The following is a 19,934-nucleotide window of genomic DNA, read 5'->3' as shown; positions in this document are numbered from 1 at the left end:
TTTGACAACTAAACTAATTAGTTCCTTCCTTCTGATTCTGTTACAAATGGGGTGTAATATGACTAATGGAAGTAATTTTGTATATGAAGCAACTTATGTGGTAGAAGTATTGGAAGCTTCTATAGAACATAAGGGCTTTCCAAAATCAGAGAGAGTAAGGATTGACAATTTTTTTGATAGGGATCTTTATAGAGAAGAGGAGAACAGAATTCAAGAAAAGTTGATGAGTGTCTATATGGCCTTTCTGGGAAAAACTAATTTTAAGAATATTGACTCTGACGAGAATAATAAGTTGTTTAAACAACTAATCATGGAGTTAAATGAAATCTATGTGGAATTAGAATCATTGTAATTGTGCGGTGGACATGTTGTATCCAACTATAGAGATGCCATTTGAATTCACTCCCTTTTCAGTGATGTCCAGAACTGAAGCTAAGGAATATTATGAATGGTTCCTTTCGATCATCCCGCGAAGAATCGAATTATTACAGGAATATGTTGAATTATCTGGTTCTCATGTACAGCTGGATTTCAGTCAAGATTCTTTGATTTCTCTGTGGGAATGGTTTATTCCTAGAATTGAACAGAAAAAAATGACGATAGAAGAAATAAATGAAGAATTGGATCTAGTACCGGATTGGATGAGACCTGAAGTAGAACAAAATGTATTAAAGTTTAGTAGAGATACAGAAATTCAAATAATAGATATTGGTATTTATTTTAGCAGTGTATTGCTGCATTCATCCAATAAATTGAAATGGGTGGTAATTAATAAACCACGGAATCATGTTGATGTTAATCAACCATTACTGGCTGGGACAGGGAAGATACGACTGAATCCAATTCGAGTCGTGGATGTTTGTACGGCAAGGGCTTTAAGTGATGTTGGAAATATAAACATGTTAAGTGATCTTTATGTTTGGTGGAAAGAAAAATTATTGAATCACTGACCATATTAGGGCTTGTATAGTTCATAAAAGTCTTCCAAAATGTCAGAGAATATGAAATGTTGTAATAATTGTACCCTATAGTGTGGACTTACTTAAAAAGTCCAACTATGGGGTGATTTTTTATTGAAATATACATATCTATTAAGCTATTTGTAATTCCCTTACAATTAGATAAAGGGAAAAAGAAGTATCCTTATATAGGAACGGGAACCTTTTTGAACATTACCTAGATTCTCAATATGAAAGATTTTGAGAATTGATTTATCAAGATTTTCAACCAATACATGGATTTTTGTTAGGTCCAGAAACGATTATTCGTGACAAGTCATTTAACCAATATATACCTCAATCTTGGCTATGGGCGTAACTTTTTCCACAAAAAGCAGTCTATTAATAGAAGAGTATACTAGAGATCTCGCTATCTGCTGCCTACTTGGCAGTGTTCGTGATGTCTAAGATTGATATACAAGATGGGAGAGACGTTTCAGACATGCTGGGGAAACATGAGAAACAGCTGGAAGACGTTAAGGGCAGTAAGGTGAAGAAATGGGCGATTGTGACGCTGGCGGGTGTGATCTGGATTGCACCGGTGATGAACGCAGGCGGGCAGATATGGTCAGGCACTTCGTGGCAATCGGTGGCCGCTGCAGCATCTACAAATACAAGCAAGTTGAGTGAAGAAATTCTGACTTCGGGTGCGAAGCTCATGAAATACAGATATACGACAACACGTTCCGGTTCCAAGGTCAACGTACTGGCAGATGTCATCCAGGTGGATCTGCAGAACCCGTATGTGAAGCTGGATGTGATGACAGGCAAGGGCGGTAATCTGAACAGTAAACAGAGCACAGGTGCCATGGCTAAAGAAAATGGTGCAGTAGCCGCTGTGAATGGCGATTACTTCAATGTATCCGGCGAGCTCGCGCCGATTGGTGGACAGGTCTCCGATGGCGTACTGGTCTCCACACCTTCCGAACTGTCGGGCATGTATGCCCTTACGGTGACCAAGGATGGCAAGCCGATGATCGACGAGTACTCCTTTGATGGGACTGTGAAGGCGCAGGATGGTTCAACCTTTGCTTTGCGTGGGATAAATAAAGAGGATTATACGGTAGAGTCGGGTGCGGTGAAGTATAGTCATGCCAACTCGATGTATATTTATACACCGGCATGGACCTCCTCCAAACGTCCAAATGATCCTTCCACAACGCCAACAGAGGTTCTTGTGCAGAACGGAGTAATCACCCAAATCTCGGATAAAAAAGCGCTAAACATGACGGTGCCGAAGGATGGATACATTTTGCGTGCGCATGGAACAGCGGCGACATGGATCATGAGCCATCTATCCGTTGGGCAAACCTTGGATGCGGATTACAAGCTAAAAGCCAAAACAACCGGGCAATCGGTTGATCCTAGTAACCTGGAGATGATGATTGGCGGTCATACCATTTTGGTGAACGGTGGAAAGGCAGCTTCCTTTTCGCGTGATATCGCATCTTCCGGCATTGGTGGCATTCGTGCAAGAACGGCAGTAGGGTACTCCCAGGATGGTCGGTATGTCTACATCATTGCAGCGGAGAAAAACAGTAACAGCAGCGGTATGTCGCTGACGGAACTGCAATCCTTTATGACCAGTGTGGGTGTCTGGAAAGGCATGAACCTTGACGGAGGCGGCTCCACAACCATGGTAACCCGTCCGTTGGGTGAGCAAACCGCTGGTCTGACGTTCAACACAGAGTATGGCACCGAGCAACGTCAGGTTGTAAACACGCTAGGTGTGTTCTCTACGGCTCCTGTAGGTAAACTGAAGGGCTTTGCCGTGAGTGGCAGCCAAACGTTGCTGGTGGGACAAGAGGGTAAGTACACAGCCAAAGGATATGACACCTACTACAACCCGATCGCAACAGGTGATATCAGCATGTCCTGGAAGTCCAGCAACAACAGTATCGTGAGTGTTAGCAACGGAACGATCAAAGGCGTGAAGCCAGGTACAGCAACGCTGACAGCAACGAGCAATGGAGCTTCATCTTCTATTAAAGTATCGGTATTGGGTGGAAGTGAATTGGCTTCCCTGACAGCAGGATCAGGTCTCGGTTCGCTCAAAGCGGGCACAACGATGTCGATTCCTGTAACGGCAACAACGAAGAGCGGACAAAGTGTCACGGTTCCGGCGGACTCACTGACATGGGAATTTATCGGATTCAAAGGTAAAGTTACTGCTGACCAATTAACAGTATCTTCTGTCAATCCTGGTGCACAAGTGGGATATGCAATTGGTCGTTATGATGGTTACAGTACAGTGGTAGTACTCTCGGCTTCTGCAAGCGAAACGGTCTGGGAGAACTTCGAAAATGTGAATTATCCGATCAACTTCACAACGAACGCAGCGGGTGTAACTGGTACGGCAAGTATTACAGCAGGAACTGGTGAGAAAGCCGGCTCCAATGTGCTGCAACTCGATTATGATATGACTGCTGGAACAGGCAAAATGTACGCTTATGCACAACTGAACGGTTCTACCGGCAGAGAGGTATCTGCTGCAGCTACATCAATGTCGATGGATGTTATGGGTGACAAAAGCCTGAACTGGCTGCGTGCCGAATTCACGGATGCCAATGGCAAAACGGTATATGCCGATCTCGCCAAGGCGATTGACTGGAACGGTTGGAAGAAGCTGAGCGTGGACCTGAACGGACTGAACATCGCCTATCCCGCGAAGCTGAAGCGGGTCTATGTGGTGAACGTGGAAGAAGGTCAGGATGAGCGTGCGAAATCAGGTACGGTTGCTTTTGACAACATCGCATTCACGATGCCTTCCAAGTCCAGTGAAGTCGGATTGCCTACGGGGACTGCCTCACTTGTGCTTGGACAGAAATCGATGACGGTGAACGGAACGAAAAAAGCGATTGATGCAGCACCGGTCCTAAAAAATGGTACAACGTATGTGCCAATCAAACATGTTTTGGACGCTTTTGGTGGTCAGGCAAGCTGGGATAGCAAAAATCAGCGGATCACGGTATTACGTGGTGGCAAGCTGATTGATCTGGTTGTAGGGCAGAAAGAATTCATTCTGAATGGTAAAAGACAGAGCGCAACTGTTGCACCATACGTAACGGGTGGTAGGACTTTAGTCCCGCTCAGACTCGTTTCCGAGCAACTTGGTCTCACTGTAAAATGGGAACAGAAAACGAAGACCGTTACCATCTCATCGTGATATGGTATGATATATACCGGAAACGATAGAAATGGAGTCGAACAAACGTGGATTTACAAGCCGATGCCATAGACCGCGTCATTAAAAACGCCATACAAGTCATGGAAAACAGCAAATATCAAATGTTCGAAATCATGGACTCGACTCGCGATGAGCTGAAAACGCTCAACGAGGAGTTAAAGTCGGTGTTGAAGGAGACGGCGGAAACGATCGAGAAAGTAGATCAGTTGGAGCTGAACTACCGCCGTTCCCGGATCCGGCTGACTGAGGTTAGCCGCGACTTTGTCCGTTATTCCGAGCATGATATCAAGCAGGCATATGAGAAAGCAACACAGCTGCAGCTGGATCTGATGATTTATCGTGAGAAGGAAATGTATCTGAAGGCCCGTCGGGATGACCTACAGAAGCGTGCCAAAAATGTGGAAGCTTCTGTGGAGCGTGCCGAGACCATCGGTTCGCAGATGGGTGTTGTACTCGAATACCTGTCAGGTGAACTAGGTCAAGTGACCCGGATCATTGAAAATGCCAAAAATCGACAAATGATTGGTTTGAAAATAATTTTGGCCCAGGAAGAAGAGCGGAAACGTATTGCTCGTGAAATTCATGACGGGCCTGCCCAGATGCTCGCCAATCTAGTGCTTAGGACGGAAATTGTAGAAAGAATGCTCATTAAGCAGGATTTTAAGATGGTCCAGGCCGAAATAGTAGATTTGAAAGGCCAGGTTCGTTCCAGTCTTGAAGAAATGAGAAAAGTAATTTTCAATCTGCGTCCTATGGCACTGGATGATCTGGGACTGATTCCAACGCTTCGGAAGTACGTGCAGGATTTTGAGGTAAAAACGAAAATCCGGTCGCTTTTTGAAACAAGAGGTAAGGAACATCGTTTATCTTCAGCCATGGAGGCTGCAATCTACCGCCTTGTGCAGGAAGGTCTGTCGAATGCTGCAAAGCATGCTTATCCCACATATGTTGTAGTGGAAATTACATACCAGGCTCAGCTCGTCAAAATTGTCGTTCAGGACAATGGGCTTGGGTTCAAACCGGAGCTTCTTGCGAAGAAAAGCAAGGATCATACCCACTTCGGTCTGATTGGGATGAGAGAACGGGTTGAACTGTTAGAAGGAAGAATAGAGATTGAATCCGGAGAAAATCAAGGAACCAAAATAGTGATTCATATCCCGACAAACGTGGATAAGGGAAAGGAGTAGCAGGATGATGGAAAACCGTGATACTGGTAAAGCATCGATTAAAGTTCTTTTGGCTGATGATCATCAGCTGTTCCGTGAGGGACTGAAACGCATTTTAAATATGGAGGACGACATTGAGGTCATCGGCGAATGCGGCGATGGAATTCAAGTGCTCGAATTCTGCAATCAGGATAAACCTGATATCGTATTGATGGACATTAACATGCCAATCGAAAATGGGGTTGAAGCAACGGAGAAATTGCGTGAGCTGTTCCCTGATGTCAAAGTAATTATCTTGTCCATTCATGATGATGAAAGTTATGTATTTGAGACGCTTCGTAAAGGGGCTAACGGATATTTGCTGAAGGATATGGAGGCAGAGTCTCTGATCAATGCGATTCGTTCCGTGCATGAAGGACATGCGTTCATACATCCGAAAGTAACAGGCAAACTGATCATGCAGCTGCGTCGTATGACGTATCTTAATGAAACAGGGGCAATGAGTGAAGGAGCTTCGAAGGAAGCAGGTGTTAAATTTGTCGCTGGCGACAATAACCCGCTTACACGTCGTGAGGCTGAAGTGCTTCGCTTGATGGCAGAAGGTAAGAGCAACAAAATGATTGGTGAATTCTTGTTCATCAGTGAAAAAACAGTAAAAAACCATGTCAGCAGTATTCTGCAGAAGATGGAAGTGGACGACCGTACTCAAGCTGTTATCAATTCGATCAAATATGGTTGGGTTACGCTCTAATACCTTATGTTTTTCGTAAAGTAGTATTCATACGGTAAGTCAGTCCATTGGTTGATTCAACCTAGACGAAGTATAGATTGGTGTTCACTCGCGCCCTTTCCAGAATGTTGGATTGGTCTGCGGGTTAATGGACTTTATCACTGCAAATGAGCAAAGTGTAAGGTTGTGCGGAACATATGTTCAAGCTTAGGCGTGAATGAATGACCTGGCCTGTCTTTCTTCGTCCGGTGTCGATCAGCGTGGAATATGAGTGATAGGAAATGCAAGTGTAACCCTTCAGGAAGTACAGCATATACTTGTTGTATACAGGGATGTTCGCCATGGGTGAGCATGACCTTCCGAGGAGGTGCAGTTGCCATGGTTGCTCATCTGACTATGATTCTGCTCATATACTTCCTGGCGGCAATGGCCGTTCATGCCATGCACCAGCGCCATCTTTCCCGTCCGGAATCTGAAGGTTTCGAGCAGATTCTGCTCATCCCTTCCAATCAGGCAGGGCGGATCGAAGGCATTGTAAGAGAACTTTGCCGGGAATTATTATACCGTGGTAAGAGCTTCAGATTAACCGTTGTTGCTGATCGCACAGAAGCGGAAACGATTACGATTATTGAAAAGCTTATGCAAAGGCAAGGCATGGAGACATCTTATCTGCCTGCTGTCCCTGCCGATATTGAACGGGTAGCACAGACCGATCACACGTTTCGACTGATTGATTTGCGCGAGTCAGAGCAATAAATCATGATGTGAGCGGGAAATGGGATTAACATTTCGCAGATCTACAGTGAAAAGATTACAGCAGAAGCTGTAGTCTTTTTTTGTAATTGTAGCCAAGTCTGCTTTTAAATTAAAAATGGGTTTTTATGCAATCTATGGTTATTGACTGGGTTACGATGAGTTCATGAGCACTAAAATAAACTTTTCGAAGTCAGAACTCTTAATTTAAAAGTATAGACGATTCAGATTGGAAAAAGTTTCGCAATTTTAAAGAAAGATTCTGGTTATTAGCAGAATTGTGGTGTGAGTGTACTATAGGGGATAGATCAGCCCATAAAATGAGAGCGGACTCTTCCATTATATTGACCTATGGTATATTAAACCATATAATTACTTAAAATGGATGTTGGACGTGGGAAAAGTGTGTTTCTGGAAGGGGGTATCTTCTTGAGTGTATTGAATAAGACGATCCGAACAGAATTTTTACATTACATAGAGGAAAACAAAATCCTTCTTTATCATTTTGCAGAGAAATCAGGCATTAATTCTGGAACGTTAAGCAGGGTGATTAATGGTTCACAGCCCATATCGGTGAAAATTCTGGATATCATGACAGAATACATGGGATTGGAAGAGGGATATTTTTATGAACAGTATGTGAGTGAGTTGTTTGATGACCCTACAATGAACTGGAGACGACTGCGTCCGTTTATCACTCGCTGTGCAGAGCTTGGGAAAAACGATTGTATTGAAAGAACAGTAGATCTAATGATGGAAAATCCTTCGTATATCAAACCTTTGTTTGATTGTGCCGAATCATTTAATGCCGAAGGGAGCGCGGCAGCTGCGCTAATTATATATCGTAAAGTGTGTGAAGGGGAACGGTACCAGCATGCCGAAAGATTGGCGATCTGTCAGTATCGAATATTCAAGCTCTCGATTAATGATGATCAGCAGAATAATCTGGAATGTGCTGTGCAATTTGATCCGTATGTCGCGCGCCTTAATGAGTTGGATCAACTGGATGCGCTGAAAGATCTGATGAATCTATACCTCTCATTGCGTCGTTGGGACAAAGCGGAACAACTGGCAACACGAATGGGCAAACTGGCGAGGGTGCAGTACAAAATCAAACAGCAACGGATTAGAATGGGGAAGAGTTATCAGGAGCCTTCCAAACCTTTGTTTGGTTATATTTTATACTCGGATTTGATCATAGCATCAATTTATGGAGAAAAGAATGAGTATCAGCAGGCGTTACACTACGTATCTTGCTATGAGAATCATGAGTGGATTATTGAGAATAATCTTGAGGCGGAGCTTACAAAGAATCAGTTTCGGGAGTGGGCAACAGCAAATAGGTACCTCTTTGAAATTATGGCAGGAAGAATTGAGATTTTAGATGAGTATGTGGATTATTTATCTACAAAAGAAAATGAGATTCTACGTGGGTTGTTCAAGCTCATTAAGGCAGCACTAAAATATAATATGAATATGGATCATGTGTTGGAACGCTTTAAGACCACAATATCATCATATATGTTCACACATGAGAAGGTGGGTTCCTACACCAATCAGATTATAGATGATCAGTTCGTGAATTTCTTGGCAGATGTAGGTGATTATTATCTAAACTCAGACCGGGTCCGGGTTGGGATTCAATTCGTACTGGATAGTTTGGCAATCTCAGCTAAAATTAACAACGATGCTTGTATGGTGAGAGGGTTCTGTACATTTGATTCCATTCGGCATTTAGCAACAGAAGAAGAAATTCATAAGTACACTACACTGCTGAAGGAGGTTCGAAAAAAGAGATGAAGATTAAATATATGATTATTGCTACCCTAATTACCATCACAACGATGGTGGTACCATTAAATACGTCTTCTGCTACGGAGCATGTACCGCTTGAAGTTCCAAAAAATTTAGCGACTAATTCTCATGGTCAAGGTGGTTGGTAGATCTTATTTTATAGATTATAGATAATTACCTGTGAGAGGATGGCCACATTTCATTTTCTTATAGGTTTTTTGTATATCTGACATGAATCTTGGTTTTTACATAAAAGGTTACACTATTTCATAGAGGTGAGGATGCTATGAAATATGTTGTGAACAATCAGGAAAGTGACTTGGAACGTGAACGGGAAAGTTTGCACGCGTTGGTTGCGATGTATGGTTTACAACATCCAATCGTAATTAAGCAATCCGAGATTTTAGATGAGTTGATTAATCGATATAATCGAATGTTCTCAGGCATCTCCAAACTAAGTAATACATAACCAGTTCCTGGACATTTCAGACCATTATGATTGAAGTAAACGTACATCGTAGAATAAGGTTCATCTCTCTTTATATATAAGTTTCCGGTCATAGGTTGTTAATGAAGTGGTTCATGAGGAGAATGATCTAATGAGACAGCAATACAAAAAGAAAATGATTTTTTTGATAACATTGATCCTGGTATTGAGTTTTAGCTCAAGCAAAGTAATTGCAGAAGGATATAAACAAGATGGAGAAGTCCCTGATATATATGGTACGACATCTGAAACGATATTTACTTTTGAGGTGAATGGTCAGATTCTACAACCTGGCGAGTCGATCTATATTGAGACAGCTCCTGATCAGCAACCTGTAATTCGAGTTGGGAAATAAGCTGTTTTTTGAATGGCTGAATTTGTAGAGTAGCGTTTCAGTTGATATAGTAATAAGTAGAGTGATCAATAAGAGATAGAATATGGACATGAAGCACATGCTCCGGCGAACAGCCGGGTTGGCATGTGCTTTTTTTTGCGTTCGGAAAATGTGCGATGGGGGAGGAGAGTAAATGAAAGTTGCCTTATATGTATGCCGTGTAGGGGAAGGGTGGAGCATGACTTTGTCTCTCGATATTCGAGTGGATGTAGCTTGGTGGCTAGAGGGAAGAAGTGGGCGACATGTGCTGCGCTGGTTATTGTTGGATACAGCGTTGCCGTTAAGTCAGGCATCTTGGTTGGTTGAACATTTTGAGATGGGGCGGGGCATGGATCAGTGGGGCGAGCGCGAATGGCAGAGTTATCTTGCGCGGAAGCTGGATGTGTATGAACCGGCCTCGGGTGAAACAGAGGCTAGGAAAGCTACAGCGGGCAAAGCGGGGAGTGCCACTGTGCGTGGTGCTTTGGTAGGCGGGATGCCAGAGCCGTATCCCGCCGTGCAGTGGGCTCAGCTGGAGCGGGACGCGGCCCTGCTGGCTGAGCGGATCAGCGGCCGCCAATTACTGGCGGCCGAGGCGGAGGCGTTGCTGGCGGATACCGCCCAGCCGCCAAGGGAGTGGCGCGCGGCTGCGCAGCTCGCGCGCTTGCACGGGCGGCTGAGCATCACAGCCGCCCTCGAAGGGCCTGCCACGCGCCGTCGGCACGCGTGGCTTGGACGCGCGCGGAGCGCGCCCGCTGCCACCGTTGTGGCAGCGAAGCCAGGCAGCGCGTGCCCTGCGCTGCCTGCGGTCTGGCGGCGTGCGCCTACTGCGAGGCCTGCCTCGCGCTGGGGCGCAGCCGTGCCTGTGCGCTGCTGCTACGCAGTGCAGCGCAAGGAGCCGTGCCACGACGCGGCGAAGCACCGCGTGGCACGGCCTTGGCCCCCACTGGCGGCGGGCTCGCCCGGTGGGGGCTTAGCGCAGCGCAGAGCGCGGCAGCAGCCGCAGCGCTTGCGTTTTTGGCCCGGCCACCCGCAGGGGATGGGCCGGGGCGGTTTTTGCTGTGGGCCGTGACCGGGGCCGGCAAGACGGAAATGATATTCCCCCTGCTCCAACATACATTGGATCGTGGCGGACGAGCACTGGTCGCTACGCCGCGCAGGGACGTGGTGCTGGAGCTAGCCCCGCGTCTGGCCAAAGCTTTTCCGGACACCTCGCTCGCTACCCTTTACGGAGGCAGTGACGAACGCTGGAAAGACGCGCAGCTCACGCTTGCGACCACACATCAACTGGTGCGTTTTTATCAGGGGTTTGATCTCGTTATCATCGACGAACTGGATGCGTTCCCTTATCACAATGATCCCATGCTCGCTCACGCGGCGGCATCCTCTTGTAAACCGGACGGGAATTTTGTCTATCTATCTGCCACACCCCCAGCTCGGCTACAGAGGGAAGCAGCGCAGGGAAAACTCACTCATGCCAAAGTTCCAGTACGTTTCCACCGTCATCCTTTGCCCGTGCCAAGATTGATCAAAATGGTTACCGTTGCTGAATGTATTAAGAAACGAAATCTTCCTTCTACCTTGAAGGCTAACATACATATTTCATTGAAGCGTGACGCTCAGGTATTTGTCTTTGTAACACGTATTGCCCAGATTGAGGCGTTTGTGAATCTAATGCGTCGTACCTTTCCCGGAATCCATATCGAAGGAACTTCATCTCAGGATCCTGATCGCGCTAGCAAAGTTATAGCCTTTCGTGAACGCAAAATTCGTTTGCTCGTAACGACAACAATTCTGGAGCGTGGCGTGACCATTCCGCGCAGTGATGTTTTTATATTTGATGCAGACAATGGTCTCTTTGATGAAGCTTCACTGGTTCAGATGGCGGGCAGAGCAGGGCGTTCCATGGATGACCCGGCGGGTAGAGTGGTTTTTGCATCATCTCGTCGGACACGTTCCCAGGTTAAGGCCGTTGCACAGATCCGGAAAATGAACACCATCGCTCGTCGCAAAGGTTACCTGCATCCACCATCCCAGACCTAATTGTCATCTGACAAGTTCGTATCCGCATTTCACAATACATTCTCAATACTGGAGGCGTCCCCCTATGTTCAACTGGCTCAGCAACATAACCGATCACGTGCAGTACCTGACTCAGCGCCTTCATCATCTGCTCGCCCCGCCGGGAGCGACTTGTCTGACATGTGGGACACGAGCGATTCTGTCTTCTACCTATCCAGGCATATGCCCACGTTGTGTGAAGCAGATTCCATGGATTCGTTCCATCCGTTGCCTGCGTTGTGGTCGGGGTGTCGGTTGCCCGGACTGTGCTCGTCCACACTTGCAAAACCGTTCTTTTATCCTCAACCGCAGCGCCGTACAGTACAACGCTCTTATGAAAGAATGGATTGGCATGTACAAATTCCGAGGTCATGAACGATACGCGCCGCTCCTAACCGCGCTGTTGATTCAAGCCTTTCAAGCGATGAGCGAAGAACGAAATTCTGCTTTGGCAAAAGAACCCCCAGCCCCCGTGGCTCATTCCGCCACACATGCTCAACAAACGAAGCCACAATGGCGGCCTGACGCGGTCACCTATGTCCCGGTGAGCAGCGAGCGGCTGGCCGAGCGTGGCTTCAATCAGGCAGAGCGGCTTGCAGCAGGACTTGCCGCCGCCTGCCGCCTACCCAGTGTTGATCTGTTGCAGCGCCAGATCAACACCACCAAACAAAGCTTCAAATCACGCGGTGAGCGTATTGAAACGATGAAGAACGCTTTTTCCATCAACCCGGATGGCATGCAATTAATAGAAGAGCTATACAGGGAATCTTATCTGCCAACACAGATGGGCATGTCACATGCCAAACCCATACAGTTACTGCTAATCGATGATATATACACAACAGGTAGCACCTTGGATGCTTGTGGGCGAGTTATTCTAAATGCTGGCTTCTCCATGGAGATTCCGGTCGAGATTTACACACTGACACTGGCAAGATCCTAATTAACAAATGGGCTTGTTGTCTATTTGTGGAATGCTTCACTTCTTGATACACGAATAATATATTCAACGGGAGGAGATAGAAGTGATATTTAACTAAAGTAGTCATGAGTGGGCTTGCGTATATATGCATCCTGTTCCCTTCTTTTGTTTTGTAAATAGACTATGGCTTCATCAGAGAAAATAAGGTAATGTATAGTTATTATCTATTCGGAAATGGAAGTTTGAGAGGGGCGTTTAAGCGATGAATCTAGGTAATTGTCCTCGCTGTGGTAAATTGTATGCGTTGAATTTTCGAGATGTATGCTCGAAATGTATTAAGGAGATGGAACAGGAATATCAGATCTGTGTAGATTATTTGCGCGAAAACAAAGGCACCAACATACAGGAACTATCAGATGCAACAGAAGTTTCGATCAAAACGATTACCAAGTTCATCCGCGAGGGACGGATTTCCATCGAAAACGCCCCGAATATGATGTATCCTTGTGAAGTATGCGGAACATTGATTCGTGAAGGTCATATGTGTGACTCTTGCCGTAATCGTTTGACGAAAGACTTGGCTGGTGCAGCTCGTGAAGTAGGTCAGAAGGATAACGGCAATATAGGCGGACGAACCTACAATGCTGTCGACAAACTGCGCAATTCATAGGAACGAGGTCTTAAATACAGATCTTGCTATAACAAATGTTTTGAAACGTACCGATAAACTTATTAAAGATTATCGGTTTTTTATATTATCCTAATCATTTTGATAACATAAAGATAAAGTAAGAAAAACGTATATCATCGTAAAAACCTAATGTGGAAGGAAGTGCAATTTCAATGAAAATCAATGAACCGAGTAGGATTGGCGCCATCAATTCATATCAGAGGAACGTTGAATCCAATCAGCAGGCTGATGCCAAGAAGAGCCGCCGTAAGGACGAGGTATCCATTTCTCCGGAGGCGATGAAGATGCTTGAGGAACAAGGGCGTACACAAGATGCAGGACGCATTCAGCGGATACAGGAACTGAAAGAACAGGTCAATTCGGGAACGTATCAGGTAGACAGCAGCAAGCTTGCTGACAAATTGCTACCGTATTTTAAGTCTTTTGATAAGGAATAGGTGATCACGTAATGGCAGCACTGGACAGATTAATTGCAGTTTTGCAGCAAATGGAACAAAGTCACCGCGATATGCTGGCACTCAGCGAGGTCAAGAGACAGGTCATTGTCAAAAACGATGTGGATGAACTCATTGCCGTTCTGAACAAAGAATCCCGTTTCATGAAACAACAGGAGCCATTGGAGATTGAACGGCAGAGCGCAGTTCACGAATTGCTTCAGGAGCGTGGGATCAAGTCCATGCTGAACCTGAACATTACGGAGATCTCGAAGCTGATTTTTGATCCGGCTGACAAACAGCGATTGCTTGAAGTCCAGAAGAAGCTGGCGGGAACACTGCATGAATTAAAGGAAATCAATCAACTGAATCAAAAGCTGATCGAGCAATCGTTGATGTTTATTGATCTTTCAATGGATATCTTTGCTTCTCGGCCAGAACAGGATGCCACATATCAGCATCCTGCTGATAAGAACGGCAATCCAGGGCGAATCGGTCTGTTTGACACGCGTGCCTGATTAATTAGGGGGAAACCAGGTGACATCTACATTTCATTCAATCGAAACGGCTAAACGCAGTTTGTTCACACAGACGACAGCTCTTAGCACAACAGGCCATAACGTAGCCAATGCCAATACGGAAGGGTACTCACGCCAAAAGGTAAACATGCAGGCATCCATTCCAATGGAGCCGTTCGCATTTCTGCATAGCACAACACCAGGACAGCTCGGTACAGGGGTAGAGTTCGATTCCATTACCCGTGTGCGTGAGAAATTCCTGGACGACCAATATCGTAATGAAAACACCAACTTCGGAAGTTGGTCTATTCAACGAGACACACTTGAGAAACTCGAAGCTATTGTAAACGAACCATCCAATACGGGTTTTCGAACGGTTATGGATAACTTCTACAAATCATGGTCAGATCTAAGTAAAAACCCAGAGGACGTTACAGCACGTCGGATTGTCAAGGAAACCACACTCGCTCTAACGGATGCGATGAATCAGATTAGCCGCCAACTGGATGCACTCAGTCAGGATTTGGATAGTAACATCGCGGTCAAAGGTAATGAGATCCAAGGTTACCTGGGTAACATTGCGAACCTTAATAGTGCCATTGTGAAAGTAGAGTCTCTTGGCGATAATGCCAACGATTTGCGTGACCAGCGAGACTTGATGTCAGATAAGTTGTCCAAAATTATGAACATTACGGTTACGGATTCTCCACAAGGATACCAGATTCAGATGAATGGACAGGCACTCGTTACAGGGGGGGCAGTACAAGTTGCGGTAGACCCTGTCTTTCTGAATGCTGCATATACGGCAGGTACGCTCACCAACGGCGAAGTCCATGGGATGATTAAGTCCAGAGATACGTTGGTGAGTGATTACCAGAAGCAAATGGACGACTTGGCTAATACCCTTGCTAACGGTGATATTCAAATTACAATTCCAGTGGGTTCTGTTTTACCTGAAAATAATCCTTGGGGTCTCACAGGTGAAGCTCGCAAGATAGATGAAAGTTTTCAAAATCCAGTGACGGTTAAAGGCTTAAACGGGTTGCATCAAATCGGGTACAGCATGGATGGAACCAATGCAGGAGGATTACCTTTCTTTACCGCAGCAGGTGGTGGAACAGTGATTACAGCGGGTAACATCTCATTGAACGCTGAGATTCTGGCTGATCCGAATAAGATTGCTACTTCGCTCCGCACAACGGATGCTTCTGGTACTGAAACTGTAATTAAAGGTAACAACACACTTGCGATTTTGATTGCTAATTTGAAGGATACACCAATGAAGACGACCGACGGCCTGCGAAATGCAACAATTGGTGCACAGTTTAGTGCGATTGTGGGACAACTGGGGGTGCAATCTCAAGAGGCCGCACGTCAAACATCGAACTCGGAGTTCCTAGTAGAGCAAGTGGATACCCGCCGTCAATCCGTCAGTGGTGTATCCTTGGATGAAGAGATGGCCAACATGATCAAGTTCCAACATGCTTATAGTGCTTCTGCACGTTTTATGACCACATATGATCAACTTCTCGATAAATTGATTAACTCTACCGGCATGGTAGGCAGATAATAGAAGGGAGTGACCTAACAACCATGAGAATTACGAATAACATGCTTAGTTCACAGTTGCTTTTGAACCTGAACCGGAATGCACAGCAGATGAACAATACTCAGACCCAACTGGCAACAGGCCGTAAAATTAACAAACCTTCAGATGATCCGGTAGGGATTACATACTCCCTTCGGTATCGAGCTGAACTGTCTTCTAATGAACAATTTCAGAAAAATGTAGATAGTGCAGTATCCTGGCTAGAATTCAATGATACCGTAATGAATCAAGCGGGTAATGTGGTTCAGCGTCTGCGTGAGTTGACGGTTCAGGCATCGACTGGAACAAATCCTCAGTCCGCACTGGATAGTATCAAAGAAGAGGTTAGTCAACTTAAGGAACAGCTTGTTGATATTTCCAACAGTAAGCTTAACGGCAAGTATATATTTAATGGTGAAACCTATGACGTGAAGCCTTATGATTTCCCGACTAATGCAGATGGGACGATGGATACAACTACAGCTACATCAATCATTACAGATAAAGGGAAAATTAATTTTATTGTTGGTGAGAGCGTACAGCTACCGATAAATGTGAGTGGAAATGAAGTGTTTGGTACTTTTACGGAAGAAGATAATTTATTTGGTATCATGAACAATATCATGAAGGCATTGGGCAGTGGTAACAAGGCGGAACTTTCCAATCAGTTGGGAAATATCGATAGCCGTATGGATAAGATGTTAGCGATCCGTTCTGAAATTGGTGCGAAAACGAACCGTGTTGACTTGATGGCAGGCCGCTTAGACGATTTGGGCATAAACTTAACGAATCTTCAAGCCAAAGTTGAGGATGCTGATTATTCGGAACTTGCGATGCAATCTAAAATTCAGGAAAATATCTATAATGCTTCCTTGTCTGCGGGAGCCAAAATCATCTCTCCATCGTTAGTAGACTTCCTGAGATAAAAGGAGGATGTATCTATGAGTACTCTTCCAATTGTTCAAATTAGAACAACGCCATCGTTATTAAGTATAGATGCCGATCTTGGCCAATTTTCTATACGCCAGCCAAAAGCAGATGTGCAACTTAATACTAAGCCTTCTAAATTAACGGTGGAGAGTTATCCTATTCGACTGAATGTAGATCAATCTAAGGCGTTCTCTGCATACACTGGCGGAAATATGATAGATATGAATGCGAGAATATATTCAGGTATTGAACAGCAATTCCTGCAAAATATGGCCAATCGCGTACAACAGGGCAATCAATTGGCAGCTATTCACAAACCGGGTAACACGATTGCTAATATCATAGGTACGGACTGGCAATCACAGCCTTTCCCTGAGACTAGAACTCCTGCATCATTTGATAACGTAGATATTCGTATTGAAACGAGACCGCCTGATATTCGTTTTCAAGCCGCTGTCTCAGAAATGAATGTTACGGTCAACAGACCTGAGATTGAATACCAGAGGGGAAAGCTCGATATCTATGTTAAGCAGTATGCATCAATTCAATATACTCCACCTACTGTAGATATGGGGTTATAAGATATAATGTAGAGCTATAGACGGTCTCTGATACAGTCCTCTATGGCTTTTTTTAATCAATTTTTGCCGAGGGAGGCGTTTGTCATTCATATCCAAACAAGCATATGGGGAGAAATAGAAGTTAAAGAAGAAGATATATTTAAGTTTCCTAAAGGTTTACCGGGATTCGAAGATAAAACAGAATTTACATTAATCCCATGGGAGGATACGCCTTTTACTTATTTGCAGTCGATACAAGAGCCTGGACTTTCATTTCTGTTAGTAAGTCCATTTGTGTTTATGCCTAGCTATAGTTTTGAACTGGCCGACATAGACAAAGAAGAGCTCGCGATTGAAGATCAAGTCACCGTATACACAATTGTTACAATACATTCTCAGGCGAATAATTCTACAATGAATTTGCTAGCGCCGATTGTTTTGAATCCTGAAAATCGCCTAGGTAAACAGGTTATACTTCATCAATCTGGTTACGAACCACGCCATCTCATTTGGGCTGAAGAAGAGAAGACTTCAGTGAAGGGCGGGGTGTAACATGCTGGTTTTATCACGGAAAAAGGGTGAATCTATTATCATTCAAGATAATATTGAAGTTACAATATTATCTGTAGAGGGTGATACGGTGCGTATTGGTATTTCAGCACCTAAAGATATTGATATCTTCAGACAAGAAGTATATCAATCGATTCAGGAGACAAACAGAGAGTCTGCAACACCTCTTGCAGCTAACGTTGAAGCATTTATGGAACGTCTTCGAAATAGTGGCAACAAAAAAGAATAAAAAAATTCCAATTTGCTATAAACACTTGCTCTCCTCCTGTCGATATATAATTTAGACGCTGCTTCGGCAGGGCGGCCGACCTTAATGTCGCGGCGTTTACCACAAGGATGTGGTACTAACTTATTTTCAGGGAGGAACTATCTAATGATTATCAATCACAATATCGCTGCGTTGAATACGCACCGTCAGCTGAGTGCAAACTCTGCTAACACAAACAAAAACATTGAAAAATTGTCTTCCGGTCTTCGTATCAACCGTGCTGGTGACGATGCAGCTGGTTTGGCAATTTCCGAAAAAATGCGTTCCCAAATCCGCGGTTTGGATCAAGCGAGCCGTAACGCTCAAGATGGTATCTCTTTGATTCAAGTGGCTGAGGGTAACTTGAACGAAACTCACTCTATCCTACAACGTGTTCGTGAATTGGCTGACCAATCTGCCAACGGAACGAACACTGCAGAAGACCGCAAAGCTCTTCAAAACGAAGTTAGCCAATTGAAATCTGAGATCGACCGTATCGGTGACACTGCTGAGTTCAATACACAAAAATTGTTGAATGGTAACTTGAGTGGTGCTGGTGGTTCCAACGGTATCAACCAACTATCTGGTTCCCAAGTATTCAAACAAACTGCTGGTACTTTGACAGGTGCAGACGCTAGTGGAGTAGCAACTAACACGGGTGGAGCAGAAGAGCTTAAGTTTGACAAAAAAGATGCAATCGTAATTGATGGAAAAACTATCACTGTCGACTGGAGCAAACATTTAAGCGAAGCTGATAAGGCTGTATTGACAGGTGACTGGTCAACAACTGCAATGGATGCAACTGCAAGTGGTAAAATCCGTGATGTATTGCAAAAAGCAATCAATGCATCTATTGATGATTCTGGAACTGGTGTAGAGCACATTAAAGTGACTGACGCAACTCCAGGTACGTTCAAAATCGAAAGTGGTTCAAAAGGGACTTCTTCGAAAGTTGAAAACTACTTTGGTGACGGTGCTACCCTCACAGCTAAGCTTGCAGACGGAACTGATGCTGCAGGAAGCGGTTCTGTATTAGACGTGTTCGTTGGTGCGGCTGCTGAGCAAGCAACTGCAGTAACAGTGGCGGCTGGAGAGAACAAAGTTCTTGATGCAATTGTCGCAGCTGATAAATTTAGCTTTAGCATCAATGGTGAAACTCGCACAGTTACGGGTCTCAATGCTGCTGCTAATTCCGATGCTAAAGCATTGGCTGATGCTCTCGCAACAGCTATCAATGCTCAAATCCTCGATATCAACACCAAAGGTGGATTTACAGACACCGACAAAGAAATTAAAGACGTTGAAGTGAAAGCTGAAAACGGTCGTCTGACTGTAACTAGCCCAAGCGGAGTAATTGATTTCGGTGAACTTGCTAATGGCGATGTATTGTCTAAACTCGGTCTTGATCAAGCTTCTCGCGAAGCTTCCGGTACGGGTGCTGTTTCTCTGCAAATTGGTGCGAATAAAGGCCAAAACCTTACATTCTCCATTAACGATATGAGATCTAACGCTCTGGGTATCTCCGGTGTAGATATCTCCAGCCAAACTGGAGCACAAAATGCTCTGACTAAATTGGATTCCGCAATTTCTAAAGTATCTTCTGAGCGTTCTAAACTGGGTGCTGTTCAAAACCGTTTGGAGCACACAATCAACAACTTGGGAACAACTTCTGAGAACTTGACTGCTTCCGAATCTCGTATTCGTGACGTAGACATGGCAAAAGAAATGATGGAACAAACAAAAAATAACATCCTTGCACAAGCTGCACAAGCAATGTTGGCACAAGCAAACCAACAACCGCAAGGCGTTCTGCAATTGCTTCGTTAATTTTCAACTTATTAAAAGCTCCGGATTAATCTGGAGCTTTTTTTTGTTTTGTTAGCATTTTCCTAAATATATGATTGAGTGCAACCGATATATAATAT

The 19,934-nt window shown here is 44.7% G+C and carries 21 protein-coding genes; all 21 read left to right on the top strand.

Annotated features, from left to right (window positions below; translation table 11 throughout):
• Position 1 precedes the first annotated feature (1 nt).
• Positions 2–352, top strand: a complete 351-nt coding sequence (locus tag MKY92_RS27520) for a hypothetical protein (protein WP_339298306.1) — start codon at positions 2–4, stop codon at positions 350–352.
• Positions 353–416: 64 nt separating this feature from the next.
• Positions 417–950 (top strand): hypothetical protein, encoded by a 534-nt coding sequence (locus MKY92_RS27515; RefSeq protein ID WP_339298305.1) that lies wholly within the window; start codon positions 417–419, stop codon positions 948–950.
• A 490-nt stretch (positions 951–1,440) separates the two neighbouring features.
• Positions 1,441–4,164 (top strand): stalk domain-containing protein, encoded by a 2,724-nt coding sequence (locus tag MKY92_RS27510; protein ID WP_339298304.1) that lies wholly within the window; start codon positions 1,441–1,443, stop codon positions 4,162–4,164.
• 47 nt (positions 4,165–4,211) lie between these two features.
• The gene (locus MKY92_RS27505; RefSeq protein ID WP_036612500.1) at positions 4,212–5,372 is read left to right on the top strand and encodes a sensor histidine kinase; all 1,161 of its coding nucleotides are present in this window, start codon (positions 4,212–4,214) and stop codon (positions 5,370–5,372) included.
• A 7-nt stretch (positions 5,373–5,379) separates the two neighbouring features.
• Entirely contained in the window at positions 5,380–6,102 is a 723-nt protein-coding gene (locus MKY92_RS27500; RefSeq protein WP_026081439.1) for a response regulator transcription factor, read from the top strand.
• A 357-nt stretch (positions 6,103–6,459) separates the two neighbouring features.
• On the top strand, positions 6,460–6,837 hold the full coding sequence (locus MKY92_RS27495) for a hypothetical protein (protein WP_036612497.1): 378 nt from the start codon (positions 6,460–6,462) through the stop codon (positions 6,835–6,837).
• Between the two features lie 426 nt (positions 6,838–7,263).
• Complete coding sequence (locus MKY92_RS27490) at positions 7,264–8,634, top strand: helix-turn-helix transcriptional regulator (RefSeq protein ID WP_339298303.1); 1,371 nt, start codon at positions 7,264–7,266, stop codon at positions 8,632–8,634.
• The gene (locus tag MKY92_RS27485; protein ID WP_339298302.1) at positions 8,631–8,777 is read left to right on the top strand and encodes a hypothetical protein; all 147 of its coding nucleotides are present in this window, start codon (positions 8,631–8,633) and stop codon (positions 8,775–8,777) included. Before MKY92_RS27490 ends, MKY92_RS27485 begins: the two co-directional genes overlap by 4 nt.
• Positions 8,778–8,914: 137 nt before the next feature.
• Complete coding sequence (locus MKY92_RS27480) at positions 8,915–9,097, top strand: aspartyl-phosphate phosphatase Spo0E family protein (protein WP_339298301.1); 183 nt, start codon at positions 8,915–8,917, stop codon at positions 9,095–9,097.
• A gap of 130 nt (positions 9,098–9,227) precedes the next feature.
• Positions 9,228–9,470, top strand: a complete 243-nt coding sequence (locus tag MKY92_RS27475) for a hypothetical protein (protein WP_339298300.1) — start codon at positions 9,228–9,230, stop codon at positions 9,468–9,470.
• A gap of 744 nt (positions 9,471–10,214) precedes the next feature.
• Complete coding sequence (locus MKY92_RS27470) at positions 10,215–11,531, top strand: helicase-related protein (protein WP_339298299.1); 1,317 nt, start codon at positions 10,215–10,217, stop codon at positions 11,529–11,531.
• 64 nt (positions 11,532–11,595) lie between these two features.
• On the top strand, positions 11,596–12,492 hold the full coding sequence (locus MKY92_RS27465) for a ComF family protein (RefSeq protein WP_339298298.1): 897 nt from the start codon (positions 11,596–11,598) through the stop codon (positions 12,490–12,492).
• A 241-nt stretch (positions 12,493–12,733) separates the two neighbouring features.
• On the top strand, positions 12,734–13,141 hold the full coding sequence (locus tag MKY92_RS27460) for a TIGR03826 family flagellar region protein (protein ID WP_339298297.1): 408 nt from the start codon (positions 12,734–12,736) through the stop codon (positions 13,139–13,141).
• A gap of 173 nt (positions 13,142–13,314) precedes the next feature.
• Positions 13,315–13,599 carry a flagellar biosynthesis anti-sigma factor FlgM gene (gene flgM / locus MKY92_RS27455; protein WP_339298296.1) on the top strand — a complete coding sequence of 95 codons (285 nt, stop codon included), beginning with the start codon at positions 13,315–13,317 and terminating at the stop codon, positions 13,597–13,599.
• A gap of 11 nt (positions 13,600–13,610) precedes the next feature.
• Positions 13,611–14,114: a flagellar protein FlgN gene (locus MKY92_RS27450; RefSeq protein ID WP_062836995.1), complete on the top strand. Its 504-nt coding sequence runs from the start codon at positions 13,611–13,613 to the stop codon at positions 14,112–14,114.
• Positions 14,115–14,133: 19 nt separating this feature from the next.
• Entirely contained in the window at positions 14,134–15,684 is a 1,551-nt protein-coding gene (flgK, locus tag MKY92_RS27445; protein ID WP_339298295.1) for a flagellar hook-associated protein FlgK, read from the top strand.
• Positions 15,685–15,707: 23 nt separating this feature from the next.
• Positions 15,708–16,628, top strand: coding sequence for a flagellar hook-associated protein FlgL (flgL, locus tag MKY92_RS27440; protein ID WP_339298294.1), 921 nt, complete (start codon positions 15,708–15,710; stop codon positions 16,626–16,628).
• A 15-nt stretch (positions 16,629–16,643) separates the two neighbouring features.
• Positions 16,644–17,213, top strand: a complete 570-nt coding sequence (locus MKY92_RS27435; protein WP_339298293.1) for a DUF6470 family protein — start codon at positions 16,644–16,646, stop codon at positions 17,211–17,213.
• A gap of 42 nt (positions 17,214–17,255) precedes the next feature.
• Positions 17,256–17,744 carry a flagellar assembly protein FliW gene (fliW, locus tag MKY92_RS27430; protein WP_339298292.1) on the top strand — a complete coding sequence of 163 codons (489 nt, stop codon included), beginning with the start codon at positions 17,256–17,258 and terminating at the stop codon, positions 17,742–17,744.
• A 1-nt stretch (position 17,745) separates the two neighbouring features.
• Positions 17,746–17,991 (top strand): carbon storage regulator CsrA, encoded by a 246-nt coding sequence (gene csrA, locus MKY92_RS27425; protein ID WP_339298291.1) that lies wholly within the window; start codon positions 17,746–17,748, stop codon positions 17,989–17,991.
• A 144-nt stretch (positions 17,992–18,135) separates the two neighbouring features.
• The gene (locus MKY92_RS27420; RefSeq protein WP_339298290.1) at positions 18,136–19,836 is read left to right on the top strand and encodes a flagellin; all 1,701 of its coding nucleotides are present in this window, start codon (positions 18,136–18,138) and stop codon (positions 19,834–19,836) included.
• Positions 19,837–19,934 lie beyond the last annotated feature (98 nt).

The organism is Paenibacillus sp. FSL R5-0623, assembly GCF_037974265.1.
Classification (GTDB): domain Bacteria; phylum Bacillota; class Bacilli; order Paenibacillales; family Paenibacillaceae; genus Paenibacillus.
Note: the sequence above shows the minus strand (reverse complement) of the source record. Positions and strands in the feature narration are given on the sequence as shown.

What these genes read in the sequence shown, in the direction of transcription:
- MKY92_RS27515 (WP_339298305.1), top strand. Translation starts at nt 417, where the DNA reads ATGTCCAGAACTGAAGCTAAGGAATATTATGAATGGTTCCTTTCGATC.
- MKY92_RS27510 (WP_339298304.1), top strand. Translation starts at nt 1,441, where the DNA reads ATGCTGGGGAAACATGAGAAACAGCTGGAAGACGTTAAGGGCAGTAAG.
- MKY92_RS27500 (WP_026081439.1), top strand. Translation starts at nt 5,380, where the DNA reads ATGGAAAACCGTGATACTGGTAAAGCATCGATTAAAGTTCTTTTGGCT.
- MKY92_RS27495 (WP_036612497.1), top strand. Translation starts at nt 6,460, where the DNA reads ATGGTTGCTCATCTGACTATGATTCTGCTCATATACTTCCTGGCGGCA.
- MKY92_RS27485 (WP_339298302.1), top strand. Translation starts at nt 8,631, where the DNA reads ATGAAGATTAAATATATGATTATTGCTACCCTAATTACCATCACAACG.
- MKY92_RS27480 (WP_339298301.1), top strand. Translation starts at nt 8,915, where the DNA reads ATGAAATATGTTGTGAACAATCAGGAAAGTGACTTGGAACGTGAACGG.
- MKY92_RS27475 (WP_339298300.1), top strand. Translation starts at nt 9,228, where the DNA reads ATGAGACAGCAATACAAAAAGAAAATGATTTTTTTGATAACATTGATC.
- MKY92_RS27465 (WP_339298298.1), top strand. Translation starts at nt 11,596, where the DNA reads ATGTTCAACTGGCTCAGCAACATAACCGATCACGTGCAGTACCTGACT.
- MKY92_RS27460 (WP_339298297.1), top strand. Translation starts at nt 12,734, where the DNA reads ATGAATCTAGGTAATTGTCCTCGCTGTGGTAAATTGTATGCGTTGAAT.
- flgM (WP_339298296.1), top strand. Translation starts at nt 13,315, where the DNA reads ATGAAAATCAATGAACCGAGTAGGATTGGCGCCATCAATTCATATCAG.
- MKY92_RS27450 (WP_062836995.1), top strand. Translation starts at nt 13,611, where the DNA reads ATGGCAGCACTGGACAGATTAATTGCAGTTTTGCAGCAAATGGAACAA.
- flgL (WP_339298294.1), top strand. Translation starts at nt 15,708, where the DNA reads ATGAGAATTACGAATAACATGCTTAGTTCACAGTTGCTTTTGAACCTG.
- MKY92_RS27435 (WP_339298293.1), top strand. Translation starts at nt 16,644, where the DNA reads ATGAGTACTCTTCCAATTGTTCAAATTAGAACAACGCCATCGTTATTA.
- fliW (WP_339298292.1), top strand. Translation starts at nt 17,256, where the DNA reads ATGGCTTTTTTTAATCAATTTTTGCCGAGGGAGGCGTTTGTCATTCAT.
- csrA (WP_339298291.1), top strand. Translation starts at nt 17,746, where the DNA reads ATGCTGGTTTTATCACGGAAAAAGGGTGAATCTATTATCATTCAAGAT.
- MKY92_RS27420 (WP_339298290.1), top strand. Translation starts at nt 18,136, where the DNA reads ATGATTATCAATCACAATATCGCTGCGTTGAATACGCACCGTCAGCTG.